Annotated in this window: 20 protein-coding genes and 1 tRNA gene; 9 read left to right on the top strand and 12 right to left on the bottom strand. The window is 53.6% G+C overall.

Features of this window, described 5'->3' with window-relative positions; all coding sequences use genetic code 11:
* The first annotated feature begins 27 nt into the window (after window positions 1-27).
* Entirely contained in the window at window positions 28-1,317 is a 1,290-nt protein-coding gene (locus AAAK34_RS11550) for a TFIIB-type zinc ribbon-containing protein (RefSeq protein WP_431777289.1), read from the top strand.
* Window positions 1,317-1,568: a hypothetical protein gene (locus tag AAAK34_RS11545; protein ID WP_231693169.1), complete on the top strand. Its 252-nt coding sequence runs from the start codon at window positions 1,317-1,319 to the stop codon at window positions 1,566-1,568. The genes AAAK34_RS11550 and AAAK34_RS11545 overlap by 1 nt, the downstream gene beginning before the upstream one ends.
* A 65-nt stretch (window positions 1,569-1,633) precedes the next feature.
* Here the strand turns inward: AAAK34_RS11545 and AAAK34_RS11540 are convergent, their stop codons facing one another.
* Genes AAAK34_RS11540 through AAAK34_RS11530 form a run of 3 tightly spaced genes read right to left on the bottom strand, consistent with a single transcriptional unit; the run spans window position 1,634 to window position 10,655 of the window.
* Window positions 1,634-4,831 carry an EAL domain-containing protein gene (locus tag AAAK34_RS11540; RefSeq protein ID WP_231693168.1) on the bottom strand — a complete coding sequence of 1,066 codons (3,198 nt, stop codon included), beginning with the start codon at window positions 4,829-4,831 and terminating at the stop codon, window positions 1,634-1,636.
* Window positions 4,828-5,286 carry a response regulator gene (locus AAAK34_RS11535; protein ID WP_231693167.1) on the bottom strand — a complete coding sequence of 153 codons (459 nt, stop codon included), beginning with the start codon at window positions 5,284-5,286 and terminating at the stop codon, window positions 4,828-4,830. Before AAAK34_RS11535 ends, AAAK34_RS11540 begins: the two co-directional genes overlap by 4 nt.
* Entirely contained in the window at window positions 5,286-10,655 is a 5,370-nt protein-coding gene (locus AAAK34_RS11530; RefSeq protein WP_231693166.1) for a PAS domain S-box protein, read from the bottom strand. The genes AAAK34_RS11535 and AAAK34_RS11530 overlap by 1 nt, the downstream gene beginning before the upstream one ends.
* 372 nt (window positions 10,656-11,027) lie before the next feature.
* Between AAAK34_RS11530 and AAAK34_RS11525 the strand changes: the two genes are divergently transcribed.
* Window positions 11,028-11,564: a response regulator gene (locus AAAK34_RS11525; RefSeq protein WP_431777288.1), complete on the top strand. Its 537-nt coding sequence runs from the start codon at window positions 11,028-11,030 to the stop codon at window positions 11,562-11,564.
* A 129-nt stretch (window positions 11,565-11,693) separates the two neighbouring features.
* Here AAAK34_RS11525 and AAAK34_RS11520 read toward each other — a convergent pair whose 3' ends face one another.
* The 3 genes from AAAK34_RS11520 to AAAK34_RS11510 form a co-directional block, all read right to left on the bottom strand.
* On the bottom strand, window positions 11,694-12,920 hold the full coding sequence (locus AAAK34_RS11520; protein ID WP_231693164.1) for an ATP-binding protein: 1,227 nt from the start codon (window positions 12,918-12,920) through the stop codon (window positions 11,694-11,696).
* Window positions 12,921-13,129: 209 nt separating this feature from the next.
* Complete coding sequence (locus AAAK34_RS11515) at window positions 13,130-13,366, bottom strand: thioredoxin family protein (RefSeq protein ID WP_231693163.1); 237 nt, start codon at window positions 13,364-13,366, stop codon at window positions 13,130-13,132.
* A 28-nt stretch (window positions 13,367-13,394) separates the two neighbouring features.
* Window positions 13,395-14,843, bottom strand: coding sequence for a permease (locus AAAK34_RS11510; RefSeq protein ID WP_231693162.1), 1,449 nt, complete (start codon window positions 14,841-14,843; stop codon window positions 13,395-13,397).
* 346 nt (window positions 14,844-15,189) lie between these two features.
* On the opposite strand from AAAK34_RS11510, the gene xth reads away from it, so the two are divergent.
* The gene (gene xth, locus AAAK34_RS11505; RefSeq protein WP_231693161.1) at window positions 15,190-15,966 is read left to right on the top strand and encodes an exodeoxyribonuclease III; all 777 of its coding nucleotides are present in this window, start codon (window positions 15,190-15,192) and stop codon (window positions 15,964-15,966) included.
* A 103-nt stretch (window positions 15,967-16,069) separates the two neighbouring features.
* Window positions 16,070-16,993 (top strand): DMT family transporter, encoded by a 924-nt coding sequence (locus AAAK34_RS11500; RefSeq protein ID WP_231693160.1) that lies wholly within the window; start codon window positions 16,070-16,072, stop codon window positions 16,991-16,993.
* Window positions 16,994-17,066: 73 nt separating this feature from the next.
* Here AAAK34_RS11500 and AAAK34_RS11495 read toward each other — a convergent pair whose 3' ends face one another.
* The 4 genes from AAAK34_RS11495 to AAAK34_RS11480 all read right to left on the bottom strand — a co-directional run bounded on the left by AAAK34_RS11495 (window position 17,067) and on the right by AAAK34_RS11480 (window position 20,501).
* Complete coding sequence (locus tag AAAK34_RS11495) at window positions 17,067-17,408, bottom strand: copper-binding protein (protein WP_231693159.1); 342 nt, start codon at window positions 17,406-17,408, stop codon at window positions 17,067-17,069.
* Between the two features lie 20 nt (window positions 17,409-17,428).
* Complete coding sequence (locus AAAK34_RS11490; protein WP_231693158.1) at window positions 17,429-17,908, bottom strand: cupredoxin family protein; 480 nt, start codon at window positions 17,906-17,908, stop codon at window positions 17,429-17,431.
* A gap of 61 nt (window positions 17,909-17,969) precedes the next feature.
* A complete protein-coding gene (locus AAAK34_RS11485; protein ID WP_231693157.1) occupies window positions 17,970-19,358 on the bottom strand; it encodes a copper oxidase in 1,389 nt (462 codons plus the stop codon).
* 33 nt (window positions 19,359-19,391) lie between these two features.
* Window positions 19,392-20,501, bottom strand: coding sequence for a hypothetical protein (locus AAAK34_RS11480; protein ID WP_431777287.1), 1,110 nt, complete (start codon window positions 20,499-20,501; stop codon window positions 19,392-19,394).
* Between the two features lie 291 nt (window positions 20,502-20,792).
* Between AAAK34_RS11480 and AAAK34_RS11475 the strand changes: the two genes are divergently transcribed.
* Window positions 20,793-21,476 (top strand): heavy metal response regulator transcription factor, encoded by a 684-nt coding sequence (locus tag AAAK34_RS11475; RefSeq protein ID WP_231693155.1) that lies wholly within the window; start codon window positions 20,793-20,795, stop codon window positions 21,474-21,476.
* Window positions 21,473-22,855: a heavy metal sensor histidine kinase gene (locus AAAK34_RS11470; protein ID WP_231693154.1), complete on the top strand. Its 1,383-nt coding sequence runs from the start codon at window positions 21,473-21,475 to the stop codon at window positions 22,853-22,855. Before AAAK34_RS11475 ends, AAAK34_RS11470 begins: the two co-directional genes overlap by 4 nt.
* 16 nt (window positions 22,856-22,871) lie before the next feature.
* Here the strand turns inward: AAAK34_RS11470 and AAAK34_RS11465 are convergent, their stop codons facing one another.
* Window positions 22,872-23,465, bottom strand: a complete 594-nt coding sequence (locus AAAK34_RS11465; RefSeq protein WP_231693153.1) for a class I SAM-dependent methyltransferase — start codon at window positions 23,463-23,465, stop codon at window positions 22,872-22,874.
* A 286-nt stretch (window positions 23,466-23,751) separates the two neighbouring features.
* Between AAAK34_RS11465 and AAAK34_RS11460 the strand changes: the two genes are divergently transcribed.
* Window positions 23,752-24,345, top strand: a complete 594-nt coding sequence (locus tag AAAK34_RS11460; RefSeq protein WP_431777286.1) for a DUF4124 domain-containing protein — start codon at window positions 23,752-23,754, stop codon at window positions 24,343-24,345.
* Window positions 24,346-24,377: 32 nt separating this feature from the next.
* Window positions 24,378-25,037: an SOS response-associated peptidase family protein gene (locus AAAK34_RS11455; protein WP_231693151.1), complete on the top strand. Its 660-nt coding sequence runs from the start codon at window positions 24,378-24,380 to the stop codon at window positions 25,035-25,037.
* A gap of 119 nt (window positions 25,038-25,156) precedes the next feature.
* On the opposite strand, the gene AAAK34_RS11450 is transcribed toward AAAK34_RS11455, so the two are convergent.
* Window positions 25,157-25,232: transfer RNA gene (locus AAAK34_RS11450), tRNA-Asn, on the bottom strand.
* Between the last annotated feature and the right edge of the window lie 140 nt (window positions 25,233-25,372).

Raw genomic sequence — 25,372 nt, 5'->3', positions numbered from 1 at the left:
TTTCCCCCAGCTGTCGCCTTGACATACATGACAAGCACGCCTCCGCTTTCGGGGCCGGGGTCGGCGCAAGACGTACCTCCTCCACCAGGTCAGCTCCCGGTAGACCCATCGACCCTGCCCCCACCGATCCGAGACGAATTACTGGCTTCTGACCCGGAGACCATCGATACGGCATCCACCGAGCTCCGCGATGGCCTGAATCAGTGCCCCAAATGCGGCGCCACGGAAATCAGGCACCGGGCAGGCTCCGACAAACTTATCTGCATGTACTGCCGTCACGAATGGACGGGGCTGCGCGTCGAAGAGGAGTTTGGACTCGGCGACGGCATCGAAAAGCTCAAGGGCACCCAGATAGCCTCTGGCGCCGAGGACATTCAGACAGATGCCGAACACTTGCGCACCTTCAAGTGCGGCGGATGCGGCGCCGAAGTAGTGATCAACACCGAAAACGCCATGACCGCGCGTTGCCACTGGTGTCGCCACCTCCTTGGCGTCAACGAGCAGATCCCCAACGGCTCGGTACCCGACGCCGTGCTCCCCTTCTACATCAAGAAACAAGACTCCGTTGCGCGCATCCGGCAGTTCGTAGGCAAGCGCAGGCTGTTCGCGCTCAAGGCATTCAAGGAAGAGTTCACCCCTGAAAACGTGGTCGGTGTGTATCTGCCATACATGGTAGTGGATGCAAACGCGAGCGCCGACGTCACCGGCTTTGGAGAAATCGAGACGCGGCGCTACACAGTAGGCCAAGGCAAGGATCAGAAGACCTACTACGACGCCGATGTCTACCAGATACAGCGGCATGTGGACTTCATCGTCGACGATTTAACCTTCGAATCCAATGTGGAACGTGGGCGCCTGGATGTCAAGATCAACACCAACAACGTGATCAACGCCATCTTGCCATTCGACACCAAGAACGCGGTCAAATGGAACGCCTCCTATCTTGCTGGCTACACTTCCGAAAAGCGAGACAGCAACGTTCAGCAACTCCACCCGAAACTTGAAGACCAGCTCCTTTCCATCGCACGCGCACAAGTTCACCCCACAACTGTTCGCTACGGACGCGGCGTGCGCTGGGAAGGTGAGCGCCTGGAAGTGCATGGAACCCGCTGGGTGGCGATGTATCTGCCGGTTTGGCTCTACTCTTACCATCAGCCTGGACACAACGGCGGCATGCTGCACTACATCGCGGTCAATGGACGCACCGGGGAGACCATGGGCAGCGTACCCGTGCAGCAGTGGAAACTGATCATGGCCGCACTCACCGTGGGCACCATACTGGAATCCATCGCACTTTGGCTGATAGCCCGCTCGTAATGGACAACGACAGTATTCTCGCTTTACTGGCCATAGGCCCCGCAGGTGCCGCCGGGGTCTACTGGCTGCTCTACCGTTACTACCGTAACACCGACAAGTCCCACTATTTCGAACGTGAAACCGACATCAAGGCTCAGCCTATCAGCGGCGCTGAGGAAGATAGAAAAGTAGGTGAAGTTCGAGGCACACGCGAAACAGCAATTCGCGGCAATAACGTTCACGACTACCGCAGGCGTGTCCAACGCATGTGAATGCTCGACATACAAACCAGGCACATGCCAGTAGCCTGCGGTTGAAGAGCCGATTCAAACCCGAGTCAATACCGCATTCTCATGCTCTTGGCATGAACAAAGCCTTGAGCAATTTCCTTCCTCAACTGCTCGTCTTCCCATGGCTTTGACAAAAACTTAAAAATAGCCCCTTGATTCACCGCGTCAGTAACCGTCTTAAGATCAGAATAACCTGACAACACAATCCGAACAGTGTCGGGATACAAATCCTTGACTTTGCTTAGAAAAGTAGTCCCGCTCATTTCAGGCATTCTCTGGTCAGAAATAACGACCTGGACATCGTTCTTGGCGAGTAATTCAAAAGCGTCACGTGGCTTGGTAGCCAATAAAATTTTATAGCCATCACGTCGCAAGACCCTGCTAAGCGCGCGTAGAATATTTTCCTCATCATCAAGCAAGAGCAAGGTGAGAGGAGCGCCTTTATTCTCCGCAGGAAGGAACAACCCCACCGAATTACGCTCGCTCATAAAGACTTTGACATCATCAAACGTCTTAGGCCTTGAAAAAAAGTACCCTTGCAACTCATCACAGTGGTGATTAAGCAAGAATGCAACCTGAGACTCCGTTTCGACCCCCTCCGCAATCACCCTGAGTCCAAGCTTATGCGCCATGGCAATGATAGCTTGAGTGATGGCTGCATCGTGTTGATCGCTAATAATATCCCGAACAAAAGATCGGTCAATTTTTATCTTATCTATAGGAAGGCGCTTGAGGTAACTCAGACTGGAGTAGCCTGTACCAAAATCGTCAAGCGATACACTTACGCCCAACTTCTTCACTTCATGCAGGCATGCAATCGTTTGATCGAGGTTATCAATCAACACAGACTCAGTAAGCTCAATCTCCAGCATTCCGGGTGAAAGCGCGTATTTCTCAACAACGGATCTAAGATTTTCCAGAAAACCAACCCTCTGGAACTGCATTGGAGAGATATTCACAGCCACGGTCAGGCCACGCAACCCATCACGCTGCAACTCACTTAACTGAGCGCATGCTTTATCGAGAACCCATTGACCAAGGGGAACCATCAACCCGGAACCCTCTGCCACCGAAATAAAATTACCAGGAAAAAGAAGGCCGCTTTCCGGGTGTTGCCAGCGGAGTAGCGCCTCCAGTCCAACGACACGACCGCTCTGCGAGTCAATCTTTGGCTGATAATGCAGCTCGAACTCATCATTCTTGAGTGCATTCTTCAGTTCGCTCTGCAACTTCAAGCGATCCATCAACTGACGATTCAGATCGCTGGTGTACCACTGGTAATTATTCCGGCCCTCTTCCTTGGCCCTGTACATAGCTAAATCGGCTTGCTGAATCAATTGCACGGGGTCTTCCATGTGACCATCGCTCAGGGCAATGCCGATACTAGGGGTCACGTGAAGGTGAAAACTTCTTATGTGATAAGTCTGACCCACGGCATGCATCAGCCTCTCAACCACCGGAACAATATCATCATCTTTTGCCAGATCAGGCAGAAGCACTATATATTCATCGCCTCCTAGCCGTGACGCTGTGTCTCCAGGCCTGATCAAGTTCTTGATCCTATTGGCGACTTCCACAAGAAGAGCATCACCCACCTCATGACCGTACGAATCGTTGATCAATTTAAACTGATCCAGATCGATGAAAAGAACCGCCAGCCTCCTCCCATAGCGATTAGAAATTTGACAGCCCTGATGCAGTCGGTCTTCGAAAATTGCCCTATTGGGAAGTCCCGTGAGCACGTCATGACTGGCGTTATAGCTCAACTCCTGCTCAAAACGCTTTCGTTCAGTGACATCATTCTGAACACCCACAAAATGTGAAACCACTCCCTTCTCATCTAAAATAGGCGATATATAGAGATCGTTCCAGAAAGGAGTACCATCCTTACGGAAATTCTTCAATACGACGTTAACCTCTCTATGCTGCTTAAGACCGAGGCGAACTTCTTCAAGTGCTAACTCATCCCTCTCAGCTCCTTGAAGAAATCTGCAGTTCCGCCCTACAATTTCGTCTTTCGCGTAGCCAGTGATTCGTTCAAAGGCTGGGTTCACATAAATAATTGGCAGGACAGGATCCTGTGCGTCAGAAATAATGACGCCACTGTAACTACAATCCAAAGCTCTCTTGAAGAGTCGAAGCTCTTTCTGTGAGTCTTTCTGTCCGGAAACATCGCGCACCGAAAGCATGCGTGCAGGCCGTTCGTTCCACTCTGTGTCTGATTGCTGAACCTCTAGGTTAATCTTGCGTCCCGCTCGGGTTTGATACGTCCACTCAAAAACAGGACCAGCTGAAGCAGGAAATAAAGGTGGATTAGACTTTAAATCGCGCAACGTTGATTCAAATAATGCTTCAGCCGCTCGATTTGCGTAAAACACCTCTTGATCTCCAGAGACGACGAATATGGCGTCACGGGCATCACTTAGCACCTTACGAAAAACTTCTTCCTGCCGCGCCAACGCCCTGTGTGCTGCCAGTTTTTCACTGACGTCTATCGCCACCACCATACAGGCCCGTTGACCTTCGTAATCGATGTTGTTCTCTAATACATCGGCATATACGATACGCCCATTCTTCTGCTGATACTTCCATATACCGAAAGCTACGGGCTGACCGACTGAATCAACATGCTGACTCCTGAAACCTTGGTAGCGAAGATTTTCCTCCTCGCTTCGCATATCTGAGGTTTTTAAGAGAAGCAACTCTTCTCTTGAGTATCCGAGAAACCTGCTTGCCGAAGCGTTGGCCGCCAGCAGCCTCTGGCTAGTTAGTTCATAAACCCAGACCGCTTCAGGGTTGGCATCAAACAGCAATCGATAGCGAGCTTCACTATCCACCAATTTTCTTTGTGACTGATGTCGATCCAGTGCATATCGAATGCTTCGGCTCAGCAGCCTTCCATCAAATTCTCCTTTTACCAAATAATCTGCCGCACCGAGATCTATCGCGTCTCGATCTAAGGTAGAACCCCCTAAACCAGTCAGTAGCACGAAGGGCTTATCTACCCCCATGGCACGCGCCTCTGTGAGCAACTCCAAACCCGTTCGTGCACCCAGCCTGTAATCGATCACGTAAACATCATGATCTTGTTCCACTATCTTTTTAATGGCTTCATCGGAATCACTTTCCCAGTCCAGGGCGATTGAAAGCTCACCAACCTCCTTGAGTAACGTTTCGATAATTACAAAATCATCCTCATCGTCCTCGACGAGGAGGACTTTTATCTCCCTGGGGGTATCATTCATGATTCGGGGCCTTTAGTCGGCAATCTTACGGTTTCCAACCAATACCGACCCACACTTTGAACCATCTCTTGCAGACCGTTAAAGCTGGTAGGCTTAGTTATGTACGAATTGACGCCCTCTGCATAGCTCTGCTCTATGTCTTCCTGTGCCGAGGACGTTGTGATGATCACTACAGGAATAGAGCAAAGCTCCGCATCGTGCTTTATTTCGAGTAAAGCCTCTCTTCCATCCTTCAATGGCATATTGAGATCGAGCAAAATCAACCCAGGAAAAGGATATTTATCGGAATCATTGTAAGGCGGTTCACGCCTTAAATAACTCATCAGCTGCTCACCATCGTGCACAAAATGAAGAGAGCTTTTAAAACTAGCATCACGAAATGCCTGCTCCGTTAGAAAACAATCGTCGAGATCGTCATCGGCCACCAGTATATGAACGCCAAGCTGTTCAATCATCAGACATCCCCTTCCGAAGGCGATTGAAATCGTATGCGAAACGTCGCGCCTTCACCGGGCCGGCTCGTCGCCGTAATGGACGCCCCGTGGCGTTCAATAATTTTCTTGACAATAGCAAGTCCAATACCCGTGCCAGGATATGCCTCTCGTGCGTGCAAGCGCTGGAACGGTGCAAAAATTCTGTCCAGATACTTCACGTTAAATCCAATGCCATTGTCCGCAACATAAAGGGTCCAGCCACCCTTGTTAATGTCTTCTGCGCCTATTCTGACTATGGGCAAACGTCCGGCAGCCTTGAACTTGATCGCATTACTGATCAAATTCTGCAAAACCTGCCTCAGTTGAGTAGCATCCCCCCGAACTTCGGGAAGCCTGCCAACTTCGACCTTCGCACCACCTTCATTCAAAGCCGTTTCGAGGTCCGAAATAACGTCAGCACAAAGCAGGTGCATGTTGACTATAGTGAACTCGCGTGCTCTGGTTCCTACTCGTGAGTAGTTCAACAGATCAATGATGAGAGATTGCATCCTTGATGCCGCAGAGTTCATGCGGCTTAGGTAGTCTCTGCCTTCTTCGTCAAGCACCGACGCTCGCTGGCTGATGCGCCCGGAGAACGTTTGTATTTTTCTTAGTGGCTCCTGCAAATCATGCGAAGCTACGTAGGCAAACTCCTGGAGCTCCCTATTGCTGCGCTCTAACTCTAGCATGGTATGGCGCAGTTCTGCATCTGCCGCCTTCTTGGCTGTAACGTCTCTGAAGTAGACGGCAAGCCCCTCACCAGATGGGTAGGCGTGCACCTCGTACCATGCATCGAAGGGCTCGAAGTAAGACTCGAAATGCTGTGCAACGCCATCAGACATGGCTGAGCGATAGCGTTTACCGATTTCCGACTCGTAGGAACCCGGGAACACTTTCCATACCTCGTTCCCAAGCATACTCGACCGTTCAGTCTTAAGAACGCGTGCCGCCTCCTGGTTGACATAGCTGAAGCACCAGTTTCGATCCATCATGAAGAACGCATCGGTAATGCTTTCAAGAGTGGTCATCAGACGGCTCGAGAGCTCATCAGCCTTCGACTGCATGCGCTTCCAGTCTGTAATGTCTTGCACAGAGCCTATCGCCCTGATAATCTGGCCGCTATCGTCTCGGACGGCTTGACCGGTAACCCTTACGTCCAACCAACGACCGTTGATCGTGCGAATCCTTACGGTGAGGTCCGCCGCAGCGCCCTCCTTTAGCACTGCTTCCAGCGTTGAAATAACCGTTGACTGATCATCAGCATGATAGAGCGCCAACGAATCAGCCAAAGGGGGCACCACGCCGGGTGGGTACTCAAGTATGGCACTCAACTCTGGCGACCAATCGACACGCCCATCTGTCTCAACTGACCACCCGCCCAACCGGGCTGATTTACCGGCCATACCCAGCAGCAAGTTCATGCGCTGCATTTCCTGTTCAGCCGCATAACGCTCGGTAATGTCGTGAGCGACGCAGTACACTACCTTGTCTTCGCCTATTGCTGCGCTGGCCTGAAGCTTTCTTAAATCACCTCTTCCGTCACGAACAGACAAGATAATTTCTCTAATAACCCCTCCACTCATTACATAATCAGCGGCCTTAAACACTTTCTCGCGGTCGCCTTCTGAAACGAGTTTCAGGTAGGACGTTCCAATTAGCTCCTCAATTTGATAATAGAGTGTTTCTGCAAAAGCTGGGTTAAGCTGTATGAACTTCCCTTCGAGATCGAGAAGGCAAAACATCTCTAGAGAGAGATCGAAAAAATGATCTCTTTCTCTCAGCGCCCTAGCCACTTGACGCTCCAGGGTGACATCTTGCAGCAACATGAGCCACCCTTCCCCCATGCGCCTAATGACGAATGAATACAACGGGTTCGGCAAGTAATTTAGCGTGACTTCACCTTGAAACTCTCCAGAGGAGCCGGCCAACTCATGCCATGCTTTGAACTCAGGCAAGGGAAGCTTCTGATCTATGGTCTGATCGGCTTCAGAGTCAAGGTCGCCCTTGAAAAGCTTTCTCGCCGCAGGGTTGGCGAATGTGATCTTTCCTTCAGGGTTGACCGCTATGAGAGACTCTCCCAGGCTATGGGTAATCAAACGCGTGAAATTCAATTGTTCCCGGAGCACCTCTTGCGCCTGCAAGAGCTCTGAAAACAGACGGTTATTGTCAAGTAATGCGACCGTTATCTGTGCAAACTGCTGAGCAATCGCAACATCGCCGCCGTCGAATTCATTCTCAAATTTATCAGCGAGGCACAATAATCCAATTTTATTCCCATTTCTTTCAATCAGAGGAATTCCCAGCCAACCGCCTTTAAAACTCGGGTGCTCAACTTGGTATTTTTCCGAATCACCCCCGGAGTAAGACTGCAATTCAGCCCTCGACAAGACGACCGGGCGATCACTATCAAACACTCTGGCGCACAAATCACCTCTTAAGGAAATCTCATTAAAAATAGCATCTGAACCTTCCATCGAAGAAGCTGAAACGCTACTAACTGAATCCATTTGAGTGCGATCCACGCCCAGACTGATCACAGAGCGGTCGGCACCAACGACGGACCTTACCTGTTTGGCGAGGTACTTCAGCAACGCTTTCTGGTCGGTGTACCTCGCTGCCGAGGTAGCCGCGCGACTCATGGCGTGCAATTGAAGCGCTCGAACATTCGACTTTTCAAGCGCATCTTTAAGGGCTTCGGCAATCTGCTGTCGCTCAGTGATATCTTTGGCGATTCCAAAAACGCCTTCAATCTGGCCGTTGACCCTGATCGGCATGTAGGCCACATCCAATGTGCAGCGCCGATTGCTCTGGTCGTACACCTGCAGAACAAACCGTTGCGGATCACCCTGCTGGGCTGCAGTCAAATGACTGCGCACCACCTCAAGAGACTCACGCGCAACGCCGCTTTCCCAGGACAGCCCGATAATTTCCTCTTCGGTCTTGCCGGCCAAATGTGAAACAGCCGCGTTCGCCAGACTGTATCTGCCTTGCATGTCAAACGCGTAGACAGGGTCCGGATTGTTGACGAAAAGAGACCGAAAACGCTGTTCACTCGCCTCGAGCCGATGTAAATCCCTGGCTCTTTGAATGGCCACAGCCGCCAACTCTGCCGCTGTCGCCACGGTAGCCAACTGCTCCGCCGACGGTTCATAGGCTTCAAAATGATAGACCGCCAAGGTGCCGAATATCTCACCCGAGTCCGAAAGCACTGGCATAGACCAGCATGCAACCAACCCAAACTCAGAGACAGCCGGCCACAGGCGCTCCCAGTCCGAATGGGAGCGAATATCTTTGATGATGACCGGAAGCTTGGAATAAGCCGCCGCCCCGCAACTTCCCACTGAAGGCGCAATCTCCAAGTTCTCGATTAATTTCAGATAATCTGGAGGCAGATTTGGAGCGGCTCCCACTCTCAACGCTTTTTTCTCGTCGTCCGCCAACATTACCGTGCACCGTGACCCTTGAATCTGTTTCTCAAGCATCAAACAAAGATCGGTAAGAATCTCCTTTAGTTCACGCCCCCGTGAAATCTTCGCCAGAACATTGCGCTGATCTTTGTCGTACGCTTCACTTAGAACAAGATAACTAGTATCGTGTGCTATGGCGTAGATCGTTTTTTCTTCATCGGACCATTCGGCGGACCAGCGCAAATGAACCACATGACCATCTCGATGAATATATCGATTACGAAAAGAAACAGTGGGCGATCCATCGAGTATTGACTGTGCCTGCTTGGCCGTTTCTGAATGGTCATCAGGGTGCACGAAGTCCATGAAGCGCCGGCCTTGAAGTTCTTCGGGAATGTATCCCAAAATTCGAAAAGAAGCAGGACTCACTCCAATAAAGCGTCCAGCTTGATCAATAGTGCAAAGCATGTCCAGCGAGTGATCAATAATACGTTGCCTATACTCCTGATTTAACAACTGCCTTTGCAGGTTGGCTTCAAGAACACCTGTACGCTCTGCGTATTCTAGTGTTCGACCTTGGTGCAACATTAACATGAAAGTACCGGCCAAACCCAGTATCAAGATCCAGGCCGGAGCCATTTGAGAGCCAGTCAGAGAGTAAGGATCGAACGACTGGAAAATCTGTATTTCCCATCCCAGATCAGACTCAGCCGTCGACACAGAAAATTTCCGCTCGCTCAGCAAAGCACTAGACCGATTCAAAAGACCGGCCTTTGACTCATAAATCGGGAAGTTTTCCTTGAGAACTCGTAGACTCATCGAACCAAGATCGCTCTCGAGTACGGTGAAAAGTCGAGTCGAATCAAAAATGCCTAGTAACAAACTCTCGGACTTGGTTCCGACGCTTACAGGAACCCCAACAACCACATACCGAGACGGTTCACCTGTAACAACTGATGCGCTTCCAAAAAAAGCAACGTTCCTAGCGAGATGACGCGCAAGCCAATTCCGTGCGTCAGGGGAAAGGGTGTGGTTCAAAATTCGCGCAGTTTGAGCATCATCCCGACCAGCAGAAAGTAGCGGGCCTAGATCCTGATTCAGAACTAAAATTGCCTCCAAGTCTTTTATATCTGAAAGGTAAGTTCCACTTTCGACCTTCCAATAGTCAGTCTCAGGCAAACGGCCCAGTACCTGCCAACGCGCAGCCATTCTTGCTAGCAGCTGAATTCTATTTTCTACACTTCGATTAATGAGTTGCTCTGTCTGTCCCTGTAGCAACGCAGACTGCTTTTCAAATCCTGAATTCGCCTGCCAGGAGCTGACCAGCCAGGCAAAACACGTCGCCAAGGAGCCCGCAACGGCGGCCACCACGACCACTCTGTGAAGCTTTATCTTGAACTCATGCTTGGGTAGTGCAATAGAAATGATTGAACTACCCATGAGCACGAGCAGCAAAGCAGCAATAGTCCCTGCCGGCAAATGAAGGGGTAACTGAAACACCGCCGCAAGCGGCAGTTCCGGCACCCAATAGGACAGCTGTGCGAGTACTCCGAAGAGAATTATGCAGGCACCAAGAAAGAGTGCGAGCAGTCGGGTAGAGGGCTTACGCTCAAGAGCGAAAACATAACCCGCTGCACAAAGCAGGATCGGAATATCCAATCTACTCAGCGATAATGCTGAACTGAAGTCTCTGAGAAAAAAAAAGCCGCCGACAACGACTAACGCGCCGGCGAGCAATCTAGCTTCAAAAACCAATGCTTTAGAAGTAAAGCACAACAGAAGTCCCAGTGCAAGCAACAGCCAAGCTGCCTGAGGCAAAAGGAACATGGGACGGAAGGAGTCAACGCCAAGCCACTGCCCCGTCAGGCTGAACACCCCAGTCCCGACCAAAGCACACACCGTGAGCAGCAGCCAGGAAGATCGGAGAGTTTGAGAGATGTTCATGCGCCAACCCAGTCCCTCAGCAGATGGAAATCCTTCAGTGTTCGAAGTTGAGGGGCCTCAAGACCGCGATCCGCGCCAGTGGGGGGTCGAAGACGATCGTACGGTTGAGTGATCCTGGGCAATTGTGTAGTCTTGACATGAGTCAAGCAAGGGTTCGAACGAGCAGTTTGCGCGAAAAAGTGTGACACAAGTCCCAATTCGACAGGGTCGCCTTGAAACAAATCGTAAGCCCTAGAGTATATTCAACGCAATAAATTGCTCTCAAAGACCAATTCGGGTGCGTTCCCCAATTTGAGCATTTTTTAATTCTAAAGAACTAATTTCGTGGTGACAATTTTGCAGGAAAGCTGTCTCTTGTCACAGGAGCAAACTATGCATCGGATCATGCTGGTCGACGATGAACCCCACGTGCTCAGCGCTCTGCGGCGCTTGCTGGTTCGTTCGCTGCCGAGAGATAACGTCCAGATCGAGCTGTGCACAGACCCTTCGCAGGCACTCGACCTGGCTCGCCGCGAGATTTATGAGGTTGTCGTTTCCGACTATCGCATGCCGCTGATCGATGGGGTCAAATTCTTATCGCGCTGGCGCGAAATTCAGCCTGACTCCGTTAGGGTCATTTTGTCTGCGTCAACCGATTTTGAGGCCATTCAGGCCGCAATGAACCACGCAGAGATCTTCAGATACCTGGTGAAACCCTGGTCAGACGAGGCCTTCTTGGTAGCCGTAGGCGAAGCCTTCGCCCGCTACGATCAGTCGATAGAGACCACAAGGATCGTTGGCGAATATCAGAAGGGAGTGGGCCAGCTGTCCCCCCACGAGATCGAGCTTCAAAAACTCGAAGCCAGTGAGCCTGGGATCACGAAGGTGCGCTGGGACACCGATGGCTCCATCATTATTGATGATGTTTGAGAAGCGGCCTCCTCAAAAGCCGCTGACGCGCCTCATACCATCCCTTAGTGAATTCTTAGAGAACGTATTTAAAGCTCAGCCAGCAATGCTGGGGTAAAGCCCCACAAGAGAGCGCATCAGTCACAAAACTTAATGATCAGCCGCTTCTTGAGTGCCTGAACTTGAAATGGATTTTGTTTTAGGCTGAGTAAGGGGCAACCACACGCGAAAAACCGCACCTTGCCCTATTTGGCTTTTAACCTCAATGCGTCCATGGTGTTTCTGAACAATATTGTATGACAAAGCCAATCCCAACCCTGTCCCACTTCCTACAGGTTTGGTCGTGAAAAACGGCTCAAAAATCCTGTTCAGCAAAATCGGCTCGATACCTTTCCCCGTATCCTCCACTTCGAACCATGCCCAGCCCGCATCCTGCCCAGTACGGATTGTGATCTTTCCGAAATCCTCGATAGATTGCGCTGCGTTTACCAGAAGATTCATGGCAACCTGATTGATCTGAGAAATAACGCATTCCACAGGCGGGAGATCCCCATAGTCTTTTACGATCTTCGCCTTATATTTGAGCTCGTTATTTACCAAGCTGAGGGTAGTGTCGAGCCCCCGGTGCAAATCAGCAACGCGGAACTCATCCTCCCCGGCATGTGAGAAATCCTTCAGCGCGCCTATAATGGTTTTTACTCGCTCAATTCCATCCTCAGACTCCGTGAGCAAGGAAGCCACGTCCGAGCGAATATAGTCATAATCCATTCGCTGTTTGAGTTCGCGCACTGCGTCAATAGTGGCCGCAGTCTCGACATTATCAACAATCCTTATGAGATCTCTGACATATTCACCAAGGGTTTTCAAGTTGGAGAATACAAAACCCAGTGGATTATTTATTTCGTGAGCAACGCCCGCAGCCAACTGGCCGATCGCAGCAAGCTTCTCTGATTGCAGCATCCGCTGATTGGCGACTGCCTGGTTTACTAACGATTGATCGTAAAGCTGGTCAAGAACCTCTCTATGAAAAATCATGAGGGAATAGCACGAACTGGCAGAAATCCTGGAAATCCGGTTAAGAAGAACCAGTTGACACCCATCACTGTTGTCAGGCGTCACCTCAAACAATCCAGGCCACAATGGATCGCCGGGGGTGGCGTCAATCACCCTGTCGCCTTCCATTTCCTGCAAACGCTCAATCATCCTTTTTAGACGGGCAACATCAAGTGCGGGAAACACTTCCGAAACCGGTCTTCCATGGCAATCTTTCGCTTGTACGCGTGCCTTGTCCTTAATACAGGAATTGAGCCCAACAATGCGTAGCTCGTCATCCAGAAGAATCTGACCGTAATTCAACCTCTGCAGTTGCAAGCCCATTGCTTCCCTCATTCGTTATTTTTGAGATCCAGTCAGCGAGCCCGCCACCCGATCCAACTCTGAAAAATGGGCCTCTGCCTGCCTCATGCCTTTCGGCCCTGGGCATAACGTCCTAAACGGCGGCAGGGGGAGAAGAATCCTACATCATTGCCGGCATCTGCACCTAAAAGCCAACCACGGCCAAGCTCAATGGACTTGGTGCACGATCGTCAGGCTGCCAGCCACTGCTGAATTTCCGACTTGGTCGGGATGCGGCCACTGGACATGACCTTTTCGTTGATCACCAGTGCCGGCGTGGAAAGTATGTCGTACGCCAGGATGGCCTTCATGTCGGTGACTTTCTCGAAATCAGCCTCAACGCCCGAGGTCGAAGCGGCGTCCCGCGCTACAGCCTCCAGCTTCCTGCAGTTGGCACAACCCGAACCCAGAATTTTGATTTTCAACATCTTATTCACCTTGGTTTGTCACATCGAATCAAGAGCCCACGGCAACGCTATTCTGACGCCGGTGCAAAACCATCAGCAAGACACCGAGAACCCCAACGAACGCCATCAGGCTTAGAACAAGCCGCAGAGCGGACATGCCGTCCACCCAGGAGCCGTAGAGCAGGCCGGCCATCACACTGAACACGGCCACCATGCCCACATATGAAATGGTTTTCTTGCGGCCAATGACGGCCATGACCATCAGGATACTCTGCAGACTCAACTCAGGATCGGCCATCAGGTAAGCCAACAGAGGGCCAGGGTGCATCCCCAGGTCCAGGAACATTTTGGCCACAGGCACCTCGACCAGGGTCGGGAAGTACATGAACACGCCAAACACCACCGCTACCATGTTGGCCGTGACGCTGTTGCTGCCCGCCAAGGATTCAATCCACTCCGGGCGGATGAGTTGACGGACGACACCCACAATGAATACACCCACGATCAGCAGCCCGAAAATCTGCTTTACAAACCGCCAAGCTTCCCACAGCCAAGCCTGCCGATCGTCCACCTCCAAAGTGCTGGCGTAGTGCCAGACAGCCCACAGGCAAGCGGCCACTGCAAAGAAGCGCCCGGTGATGGCCAACTCCAGCCCACCCGTCTGGGGTGTGAAACGCAAGGCGGCAACGAGCAAGGTAGCGGCAGTGAGTCCCAGCGTCACCCACGTCCAGATGTTTGCGCCTTCGATGATGTCTTCCAAACCCTTCCATGCGGTAAGCCCAATAGCCATCAGCAAAACTATGAGCATCGAACCCTGGAAAGTAACCCCCTCTTCACCCTTGGCTGCATCAAAAGGCACCCAGGCAAACAAGGTGGACTGCCAAGACTCTGCCCAGTCCAAGGGCAGACTCACCGTGGCCACAGTAGCAGTCAGAGGCCACAGCCTCAGTGTGCCCGCAATCAGCAATGCAACCATGGACAACAGCAATCCGGTGGCCGCAGGCCCTACGCTGGCCTTGTCGGCAAAGAGCGTATCCGTCTGCGCGTCGTGGGTGGCATCATCCCGCCAAAACAGCATGGCCATCAGCAAACCGATGCCAATGCCAAACAGCAAGCACAGCAACAAACGGGCAACGGCAAATTCAAGCCCCAGAATGCTTCCTGTGTAGGCCAGAGCCATGATGTTGCCAGCAGGGGCAAAGAACAAGAACGTGATGGCCGGCCCAATTCCTGCTCCCTTGCGGTAGATTCCACCGAAAAGCGGCACGATGGTGCAGGAGCAAACCGCCAGCAAGGAACCCGCGGCCGCAGCCGCCGGATAAGACACATAGGCCGGTGTGTTCCGACCCAGCCAGCGAGTAATGCTGGCCTTCGGGATCAGGGCGGCCATGGCCCCGGCAATAAAGAAAGCAGGCAGCAAGCACAGGAGCACGTGAGCTGCCAAATAGGCCGCCAGGTTACCAGCGCCACCACTCAATAATTGGAAGACATTGTCCATATACCTCCTGCTCGCCGCTCAAATTCACGCTTTGTTAGCTGTACGTCAATCCGATACGCCAATCCGATACGCCAATCCGATACGCCAATCCGTTACGCCAACGCAACAACTTCAAGGTTTCGGCGGAGGACGCTGAAAGTAGCTCAAATATTTTAACTATTGTTGAATTATTGTAATTTATCGGAGACGCTCTGTAGGCTATCAACGTCCAGGACTGCTGTCATGTGATGGATCAGGGAGAATCTTGCTCGTCAGCTATAGAAACGGCCACGGCAGTGCATACTGCAATCCAGGTCCGCTCCTGGTGCGCCATTTTTTTCACACGAATCAATAAGTCACTATCAGAATGAAGCTTTCGACCTGGAACGTCAACTCTCTCACCGCGCGCCTGCAGCATGTGCTTGACTGGCTCGCCGCCAATCCGGTCGATGTACTGGCCTTGCAGGAACTGAAGATGATCGACGACAAGTTCCCGCTGGATGCATTGCGAGAGATTGGCTACGAAGCCGCCGTGTTCGGTCAAAAAACATACAACGGCGTCGCCCTACTCTCCCGGTCTCCACTCAACGACGTGGTCCGCAACATTCCCGGCTTCCCGGACGAATCGTCGCGCGTCATCGCCGCGACCGTCGATGCGCCTGGCGGGCCATTGCGTGTGGTCAATGGCTACTTCGTCAACGGACAGGAGCCCGGTTCCGAAAAATTTGAATACAAAATGAACTGGCTTCGCGGCCTGCAGAACTGGCTGCGTGATGAGATAGCCGCACACCCAAGGCTGGTGCTGTTGGGCGACTTCAACGTTGCACCCGAAGACCGCGACAGCTACGACCCCATCGGCTTAGCGGAAACCATACACCACACCACGCAAGAGCGAGACCACTTCAAGGCACTACTCGGACTCGGCCTTACGGACGCCTTTAGGCTCTTCGAGCAGCCTGAAAAAAGCTTTTCCTGGTGGGATTACCGCATGCTTGGTTATCAAAAAAACCGCGGCCTTCGCATAGACCACATCCTGGTCAGCTCCCCTCTGGTTCCGCTGGTAACTTCCTGCAGCATCGACCGGACCCCGCGCAAATGGCCCAAGCCGAGCGATCATGCACCCGTGACCGTGCAACTGAGCTGAAGCCACCCTCCCGAGAGACATCTGGGAAGGCATGTTGCCCGCCCCGTCCCGATTGGTATTAAAGCTCCCACACACAAACGAAGAACGAAGAACGGCAGGCGGCATGACAACTATTTCTCGGTACCCTACTCACCTGGGGCTGATCGGCATGGCCGCGCTGTGGGGGGCCTCCTGGCCCTGGGGATGGATTGTTGCGCAGTCCATGCCGCCCATGGCTGCAGCCTGTTTTCGTTTTTTTCTTGCCAGCGCCGTGCTCGGCCTTTGGCTGCGACAAAGCGGAAGAGTAGGCGCCCTGCGCGGACTTAACCAACGTCAGTGGTGGGGGTTGGCCGCCACTTCTGCTTTCGGCGTTCTGGGCTATTCCATTTTCTTTCTGTTCGCACTCAAGACCATACCCGCTGGCAAGGCCGCCGTGGTGGTGGCGCTCAACCCGGTGCTGACTCTGGTTCTGGCCTCGCTGCTATTTCGGGAAACCCTGAACTGGAAGATAGGTCTGGGCGTCATCATGGCCGTTGCAGGGGCGCTCTACACACTTAGCGGCGGATCCTTTGCAGCACTGCTGCCAGGCCAAGCCGGCGCCGGAGAGATCATGTTGTTGGGATGCGTTGTCTGCTGGGTAGGCTACACCTTGATCGGCCGCATGGTGCTGACCTCCATCGACTCATTGGCGACCACCACGATCACCGCAGTCATAGGTGCCATGTTCCTGCTGATAGCGAGCTTCGTTTTCGAAGGAGTGTCCGCGTGGAAGACCCTGGCCGAGGCACCCATTCAAGCCTGGTACAGCCTGGTCGCACTTGCGCTGGGCGGCACTGCGTTGGCCTACGCCTGGTTTCTCAAGGGCATCAAGGTGCTCGGCGCCGGCCCTGCTTCAGCCTACATTGCACTCGTGCCCGTGTTTGGCGTTCTGTTCTCAAGTCTTTGGCTTGATGAGCCCCTCACCCTGCCCTTGCTTGGTGGCGGCATTCTGGCCATTACCGGCATGGTAATCATGAACCTGGGTAGGCTGTCAGTTACAGAACCTTAGCGGCGACTGGCGCTTAACCGCGCGGCCTAACCTTTGCGATAACCTCCACCGGGTCCAAACAGAGTTCAGTGGGTCAAGAGACCTTTGCAATCTGGGTGATCACCATCTTGCCGCTCTGCATCTCGACCTCGAAGCGGACTTTGTCGCCCGCCTTGAGATTTTCCAGCAGTGAGGGCTTGGCAACGGTGAACACCATGGTCATCGGAGGCATATCAAGGCTCTTGATTTCCCCATGCCGAATGGTGATCTTGCCTGCAGAAGAGTCTATTCGGCGAACCTCACCCTCTGCCATATCCTGGGAAGAAGCCATGCTCATCTTGCCATGGTCCGAGACCGCCTGGGCAACCGCCGGAGAAATAAACGCCATAGCCAAGATTGCCGCAGCAACGCTAATTGTGTACCTGAGTTCATTCATGGTGAGTTCCTCTCATCCCCTTACTTGGCCAACACTTTCACTTTTCCCTTCATGCCCGCGTCGTAGTGCCCAACATGCAAGCATGCGAAATGCACGACCCCGGGTTTGGTGAATTTCCAGATCACCTGCCCCTCCTGACCTGGTTTCAGCGATATCTTGTTCTCTTCTTCATGCTCCATGTTCGGGTGCTTCTTCATGACCTCGTAGTGCTCCTTAAGCTCTTTCTCCGTTCCAAGGCTGAACTCATGAGGCACTTTTCCAGAGTTCTTGATGACGAATCGGATGGTCTCGCCCCTCTTCACAGTCACGTTATCAGGGGTGAAACGCATGTTGTCAGCAGCATCGACCTGAATGGTTCGCGTCACGTTCTTCTTCTGACCGGGCTCCCCGATGGAGGAGCTTCCATGCCCCGGAGCCGCCAACACAGAAGACGTGAACAGCGCAAAAACCGCGAGCAATGTAGCGGAGCGCGCGAACAGGAAAGACTTGCCAGATTTCATAGAAAACTTTCTTAGAGGGTGCCGAAAGAAAGGAAAGTTGAGCGATGCTCAGAGCGAGAGGTCAGTGATGCGAATTCAGATCATGCTTTTTGACTGCGGCAGGATTGGCAGAAGCAGCCCCTGAAGGTTCGGGCCGGGTGGCTGTAGGCGTCGAACCTGTCCATTCATGAGCGACCGTACCCGCTGGGAATTTGTAAGGCCCGGGATCGCGGTAATCGCCTGGTTTTTGGTCTTTCCTAACCTTCAGCACGCTAAGCATGCCACCCATGCCAATGGGGCCGAACTGGCCATGCCCAGTCATCATCGGAGCAGTGTTCTCCGGGAGCGGCATTTCCATTTCCTTCATGTCGTACATGCCACGCTCTCCCATCAGCATGTAATCAGGCACCACCTTCTGGATCTTGCTGACCAAGCCTCGGTGATCAAGACCGATCATGGTGGGTACGTCGTGCCCCATGGCGTTCATGGTGTGGTGGCTCTTATGGCAATGAATCGCCCAGTCGCCCTCTTCGTCGGCAACAAATTCAATCTGGCGCATTTGCCCGACCGCGATGTCGGCCGTAACCTCCGGCCATCGACTGCCCACAGGCGTCGGCCCCCCGTCGGTACCGGTTACCTCAAATTCGTGGCCGTGCAGGTGAATCGGATGATTGGTCATGGTCAGGTTGCCAATGCGAATACGCACTCGGTCACCGTGCCGAACGTTGAGCGAGTCAATCCCCGGAAAAATGCGGCTGTTCCAGCACCAGATGTTGAAGTCTGTCATGGTGTTAACCTTCGGCGTCCGAGTGCCCGGATCCACATCAAAGGCATTGAGTAGGAAACAGAAGTCACGGTCAACCTCGCTGATCAGTGGGTGCTTCGTTTTCGGATGTGTCACCCAGAATCCGTGCATGCCCATGGCCATCTGGGTCATTTCGTCAGCATGCGGGTGGTACATGAAAGTGCCTGGTCTGCGTGCCTGGAATTCATAGACGAAGGTCTTCCCGACTGGAATGGAAGGCTGGTTCAGGCCCGCCACACCGTCCATGCCAGCTGGCAGACGCTGGCCATGCCAGTGCACCGTTGTCGGCTCGGGGAGTTTGTTCGTCACGAACAAACGCACGCGGTCGCCTTCCACAACCTCGATCGTCGGGCCCGGACTCTGACCGTTGTAGCCCCACATGTTCACCACAAATCCAGGGGCAACTTCGCGCACCACGGGTTCAGCCACAAGATGAAACTCCTTGACGCCGTTGTTCATTCGCCAGGGCAACGTCCAGCCATTGAGCGTAACCACTGGGTTATAAGGCAAACCGGAGGTCGGCACCGCCGGTTTGGCAGTAGCTGCGGATGTCTGGGTGACGGGCTCAGGCAAAGCTGCCATTGCGGATCGTGCGACCGCCAAACCAGCCACTGAGGCGGCAGCACCAGCGAAGAATTGTCGGCGAGAGGAAATGATTTTGTTCATGAATGCAATACCTTTTGTCAACGCCCTGCCAAGTCAATGACTTGCGCCGGCCGATTCGGCTTGTCCGCTTACGCCACCAAGCGCAACAAACTCTTCTGGGCTGCCGCCCTGCAACACCCACAGCAGGTCAGTCTCGGCAATCAGCGCGTCGCGCTGGGCATTGATAACCGCCATGACGGCCTGCGAACGTGCTCCAACGTCGGCCAGCAAACCCCAGACGCTCTCCAGCATTCCGTTGTATCGCAGCAGTGTTTCTTCACTGATAAGGTCACGTTGCTTCAGAACGTCTTCACGATATCTTCGGTAAACGTCAATGCTGGTGGTGTAGGCAGCGTAAGCCTGCTCGGCTTTGACTTTGGCCATGCGCGACTCTGCACGTGGAAGACTTGCCTGAATCGCCGCCAAGCGCTGCTGCATCTCGGGCTCCTGAACAGGACTCGCGGGGGCATCGGGTAGCCGCTCTGGTAACTTCACACGGTCGTGCACTGTCTCCAGACGCATGAATCTGAGCAGAAGGCGTTCGGCTTGACTCGCTGCCAACTGAGCTTTCTTGAGTTCAATAACGGCGGACGATTCACCCAGAGCAACTTGCGCCTGCTGATAGCGGCTCCAGTTACCTATGCTGACCATTCGGCGGCCAAGCTCCGCAGCGGCCTCTGCGGCGGTTACCGCGTCTTCCTTGTGTTTCAGCACCTGACGGGCGGCCACCGCGTTGAGCCAAGCCTTGCGAGTGGAAGCGGCTGAGCTGAACAATTCATCCATCCCATGAACCCAACGCTGCATTCCGGCGTCCACCATGCCCCAATTTCCGTCGGCGATATGCTGCACCGTTTTGGGGTCAAGGCGAGCCACAAGAGCTGCCAGCTCAGGCCGTATAGCCCAAGCGGCACGAACCGCATCGGCGGCAGACAGCAACGCAAAACCAGGAATTTCTACACCAGATTCCGTGGCGTCTATTTTTTGCGTACCCTCCCAGCGGAGTACATCGGCGTGCCCTCGCGAGTACTGACCAACCGTTTCGTTGGCTTTGCGCCAGTCCACCACCGCGCCCTGGGTTTCCTGGGCATGCACAGCCCAGTGGCCAAGTAACAGACTCAGCATCAATAGTGACCGCAGGGACGAGACTACCCTCGGGTGATTCATCTAACTTACTCCTTTGATGCCAATCAAGGGGAGTGATTCTGCTGAGTGAACGCCGACAAATAGCTGTCAGGAAGATTACAAATTCGTCATCTTTGCCCGAGGTGATGCAACTGCGGGCAAACTGGAGGCATAGGAACCAATGCTGTGCTTCTAAGCGTGAAAGTCCTCCCCCTGTAGGAGCGGCTTTAGCCGCGAAGGCCTTTCGCGGCTAAAGCCGCTCCTACGAACATACAGAAACCGCCAGTTCAACTGCATTGAGCGTCAGGCAACACTAAACGTCGAATCATCACCGTGAAAATTCTCATCATTGAAGATGAACCCAAAACGGGTGACTATCTGCGCCAGGGCCTGCGCGAGGCGGGCTTCTCTGTCGAACTGGTGGCCAATGGCACAGACGGCCTGCACCACGCCATGGAAGGCGAGTATGACCTGCTGATCCTTGACGTCATGCTTCCCGGAATGGATGGCTGGCGAGTGCTCCAGAGCCTGCGTCGGCACGGACGACACATGCCCGTGCTTTTCCTGACGGCGCGCGACCAAGTGGAAGACCGGGTCAAGGGTCTGGAACTAGGGGCCGACGACTATCTGGTCAAGCCATTTTCATTCGCCGAACTGCTAGCCCGCGTGCGCACCATCCTGCGCCGTGGCCGCACTGGCACCGAGAGCACCACTCTTCAAGTTGCAGACCTGGAGCTGGATTTGCTGCGGCGCAGGGTAAACCGCGCAAACAAACGCATCGACCTTACCGCCAAGGAATTCGGCTTACTGGAATTGCTGATGCGACGCCAAGGCGAAGTGCTCCCGCGCTCATTGATCGCATCGCAAGTTTGGGACATGAACTTCGACAGCGATACCAACGTGATCGAAGTGGCCGTTAGGCGTTTGCGCGCCAAGGTCGACGATGGCTTTGATGTGAAGCTTATTCAGACGGTTCGCGGCATGGGCTACGTTCTGGAGGAGCCTGGAGCCCGATGAAATTTGCACGCCTGACCCTGACCGCGAGACTGACCGTACTGTTCACCCTGGTGGCCGCCTCGGTTCTTCTAGGCCTCGGCGCGCTTGTTGCCTGGGCCACCGCCCGCCACTTTGTCGAACTTGACCGAACCTACCTCGACGACAAGGTGCAACTCGTTGAGAAACTCGTCACCGAATCATCGGACCCAGCCACGCTCACGAGATCTCTCGACGATCTACTCCACAGTCACCATGGGCTGTTCATTCAGGTCTGGGTTGAAGAGCTTGACGTCTACGGCGAAAAGGATCTTGCGCAAGGCATTTCCGCGGCTTCACCCAACCCCGGACAAATCATGGAGTGGACGTACTCAGGCATGAGGCTGCGCGGCTTGATTGAACGCGTGCAACTTCCCGCCACGCCTTCCGTGGCGCAAGCCAGCGAACAGAAAACTGCGCGCGTGCTGGTTGCGCTAGACACCGCACACCATGCGCATTTCCTGGATTCCTTGCACAAGACGCTGTTCGTCTATATCTTGGTGGCTACGTTCGTCAGCGGCCTGCTGGGCTGGTGGGCCGCCCATCGAGGGCTGACTCCTCTTAAATCGATGCGCGACAGGGCCAAGTCGGTCACTGCACACAACTTGCAGGAGCGCATGCCCGTATCGTCCAGTCCCGTGGAGTTTGCTGAGTTGGCCGCCAGTCTCAACGGCATGTTTGACAGGCTTGGGCAGGATTTTCAGCGCTTGATGGACTTTTCCAGCGATTTGGCGCACGAACTACGCACCCCCTTGAGCAATCTTCTGACCCAGACCCAAGTGGCACTGGCGAAGCCGCGTAGCGCCGACCAATACCGAGAGATTCTCGCTTCCAATGCAGAGGAGTTCGAACGCTTGGCCAAAACTGTCTCTGACATGCTCTTTCTGGCGAAGACAGAAAATGGCATTGATTTGCCGCATCGCGAACCCATACGATTGCATCAGGAGGTGCTGGCGCTGTTCGAGTTTTACGAGGCCTTGGCAGACGAGAAAAACATCCGTTTGGAACTGCACGGAGAAGCCGAGATGCAGGGCGACCGCCTAATGATCCGTAGGGCAATCAGCAACCTTTTGTCCAACGCATTGAGACATGCATACCCAGACTCTTCAGTTGAAGTCAACATTTCACTGATCAACGGGAAGACGAGCTTGCAGATCGCAAATCAAGGGCAAAGCATCGACCCAGCCGAAATCCCGCGGCTCTTTGACCGCTTCTACCGCTCTGATCGATCCCGTTCCCACCCTGCGTCCGAGGGGGCGGGGCTAGGATTGGCCATCACCAAGGCGATCGTTATCTCGCACGGAGGGACCATTGAGGTGCACTCCGACGCCGGAAGGACTTGTTTTACGATCTTGTTCGGCTGAGCGGCACGACTGCGCTTTACGCTTGGGCTGGGTTGGACGCCACCTTACTGATCCGAAACACCGATGCCGGTGGCAAGTTCAACCAAACCCTGCCTATCGGCTCGGACACCAAGCCCAGACGCTCAAGAACAGTACTTGCTATAGGGCAGCGCCAGTAGTATGTGAACTGGTAGAAGCTGGCCTCAGGGTGCATGGCTTCGAAGCTTGCCTTCAGAATAGACATCTGCGCTTTGAGACCCATAGCGAGAAGCGGCAGCCCCGAAATAACGGCTTGGGCCTGCAAGGCTTGCCAACGCTCTTGCTGCCTTCGCATTTGGGTCACATCCATCTGATCTATCTCTACGCCCGGGTACTGCCTGCGTAAATGATCGACGAATTCTGGATGCTTTTCAATCAGGATAAGTTTATGCGCAGGAAGCCCGGTATCCAGGATGTGTTTGGTAAAAACACCGGTACCCGGCCCCAGCTCCATGACACAGCCTTTTGCCGGATCAATGGCGCGTGTCATCAACCGGGCCAATGAGGAACTCGAAGGTGCTAGAGCGCCCGTTTCCACAGGGTTGGACAGTAAGCTTTTCAGAAACAGAGTGCGTTCCATCATGTCTGACATCAGCTCAATCTCCAACAAATAACAGTGACGGAACCGCGCAAAATTGACGCAGCCCTTCCCCGAATCAGGGTTCCAGATTAGACAACAAGTCAGCCCCGAATGGGGCGGAGTGACACCACCTTACAAGCCAGGCTTGGTCGATATTTGGACAAGCCTGCTTGTGAAGAGCACACTTTTCACATAAATTGTTTGTGGAAATAGCGCTCACCCTGCAGGAATCATCGGGCAACTTCAGCACGATTTAGGACAACATGATACGAATTTTTTTCTTGCAGTCTTACTTGGCATGGTGGTCCCAGCCCACGCACAGACCCACAAATGTCAGGGTCCGAACGGCCGCATCATCTACAGTGACGCTCCGTGCGCCAGCAACCAGACAGGTAGCGAAATCCGTTTGCGTGAAAACACCATCGACACGCGAAAGGACTGGGAACGCAATGAGCGCTATCTTCAGCAACGCCAGCAGGAGGAAGCCGAGAAGGCGGGCGGAGCGCGCCCATTACCCTCACCAGAATACGCCAACCAAGACCGCGCCCAATCACCAGAGTGCGCCGCAGCCATTCGCAGCGCGAACACCCAGCCCAGCAATGCATCACCGCAAAAAATCGATGCCGATCGAGGCTCTGCACGGCAAGTCTGCGGCTTTGACCCATGGCCGGGGCCCAGCATGACTCAGATCGATACTGAAAACCGGAGATCAAGAGCGCTGGAAGCAGCGGCACAAGCCCGTATGAATCCGATCATTACAAGCTGCGATGCCGGCGGGTGCTGGGACACCAACGGCATTCGTTACAACGGCACAAACGGTAGATACTTTCGTGCTGGCGATGACACTTTCTGCACCAGAGTCGGAAAGACTCTGAACTGCGGCGCCAGGTAAGTGGGAATGTCAACAGGCAGTCACTTAGCACCATGTGCAACCATTACACCTCGCCCGAGGAATCGGAAATAGAGCGTTACTGGCATGTTGGCCGGGACCAGCCGGGCCGGTGGTGGGACAAGGATCTATTCCCAAGAGGGCACGGCCCCTTTATTCGCCGCGCCAGGAACGATGCTGGCTATACAAGAGAACTGACATGCGGCCAGTGGGGCCTAATCCCGTGGTTTGCCAAAACGGCAAAGCTTACCTACTCCACCAACAACGCAAGGTCTGAAGAATTAACCAGCAAAGCCAGTTACAAGCATCCCTGGGCGCGAGGTCAGCGTTGCATCATTCCTGCTCTCTGGTTTGATGAGCCTAATTGGGAGAGCGGCAAGAATGTCTGGTGGCGCTTTCGCCGCGCCGACGGCCAACCATGGGGCCTGGCCGGACTATGGAACGTTTGGGTGGACAAGCAAACCGACGAGAAACACGAGAGCTACACCATGCTCACGATCAACGCCGACAAGCATCCCTTGATGGGCCGCATGCACAAGCCAGACCCCAAGCTTTCGCCAGCTCAACAGGACAAGCGAAGCGTGATACCGATCGAGACATCGGACGTGGATCAATGGCTGGCCGGCACGCAAAAGGAGGCGCAGGAATTGCTGCGCTTGGCACCCGTGGGAATTTTTGATGCTGGTCCAGCCTGAAGGATGGCTGCCAGGGCCATACAAGAGGAATTTATGCGCCTACCAGAGCGTGCGAATGAGGGGCTCAAAAAAAGCACCTGAGTCTCTCGACTTAGGTGCTTTTCTTATCTTGAATTTTTTGGCTCCCCGACCTGGGCTCGAACCAGGGACCTACGGATTAACAGTCCGGCGCTCTACCGACTGAGCTATCGGGGAAAATGCTTGTAAACAAGCGTCGAAGCCCGAATTATATACGAAGTTTGCTATTGTTTTATCTGGTTGAATTTTCGCGGTTGGCGGCTGTTTATTGTGGTTTTTCGCGGTGTAGTGTCCCACCAGTGTCCCACGGGACACTG

This window comes from Ottowia caeni (assembly GCF_050821495.1).
GTDB classification, from domain to species: domain Bacteria; phylum Pseudomonadota; class Gammaproteobacteria; order Burkholderiales; family Burkholderiaceae_C; genus Ottowia; species Ottowia caeni.
This window is presented reverse-complemented; position numbering and strand designations above follow the sequence as displayed.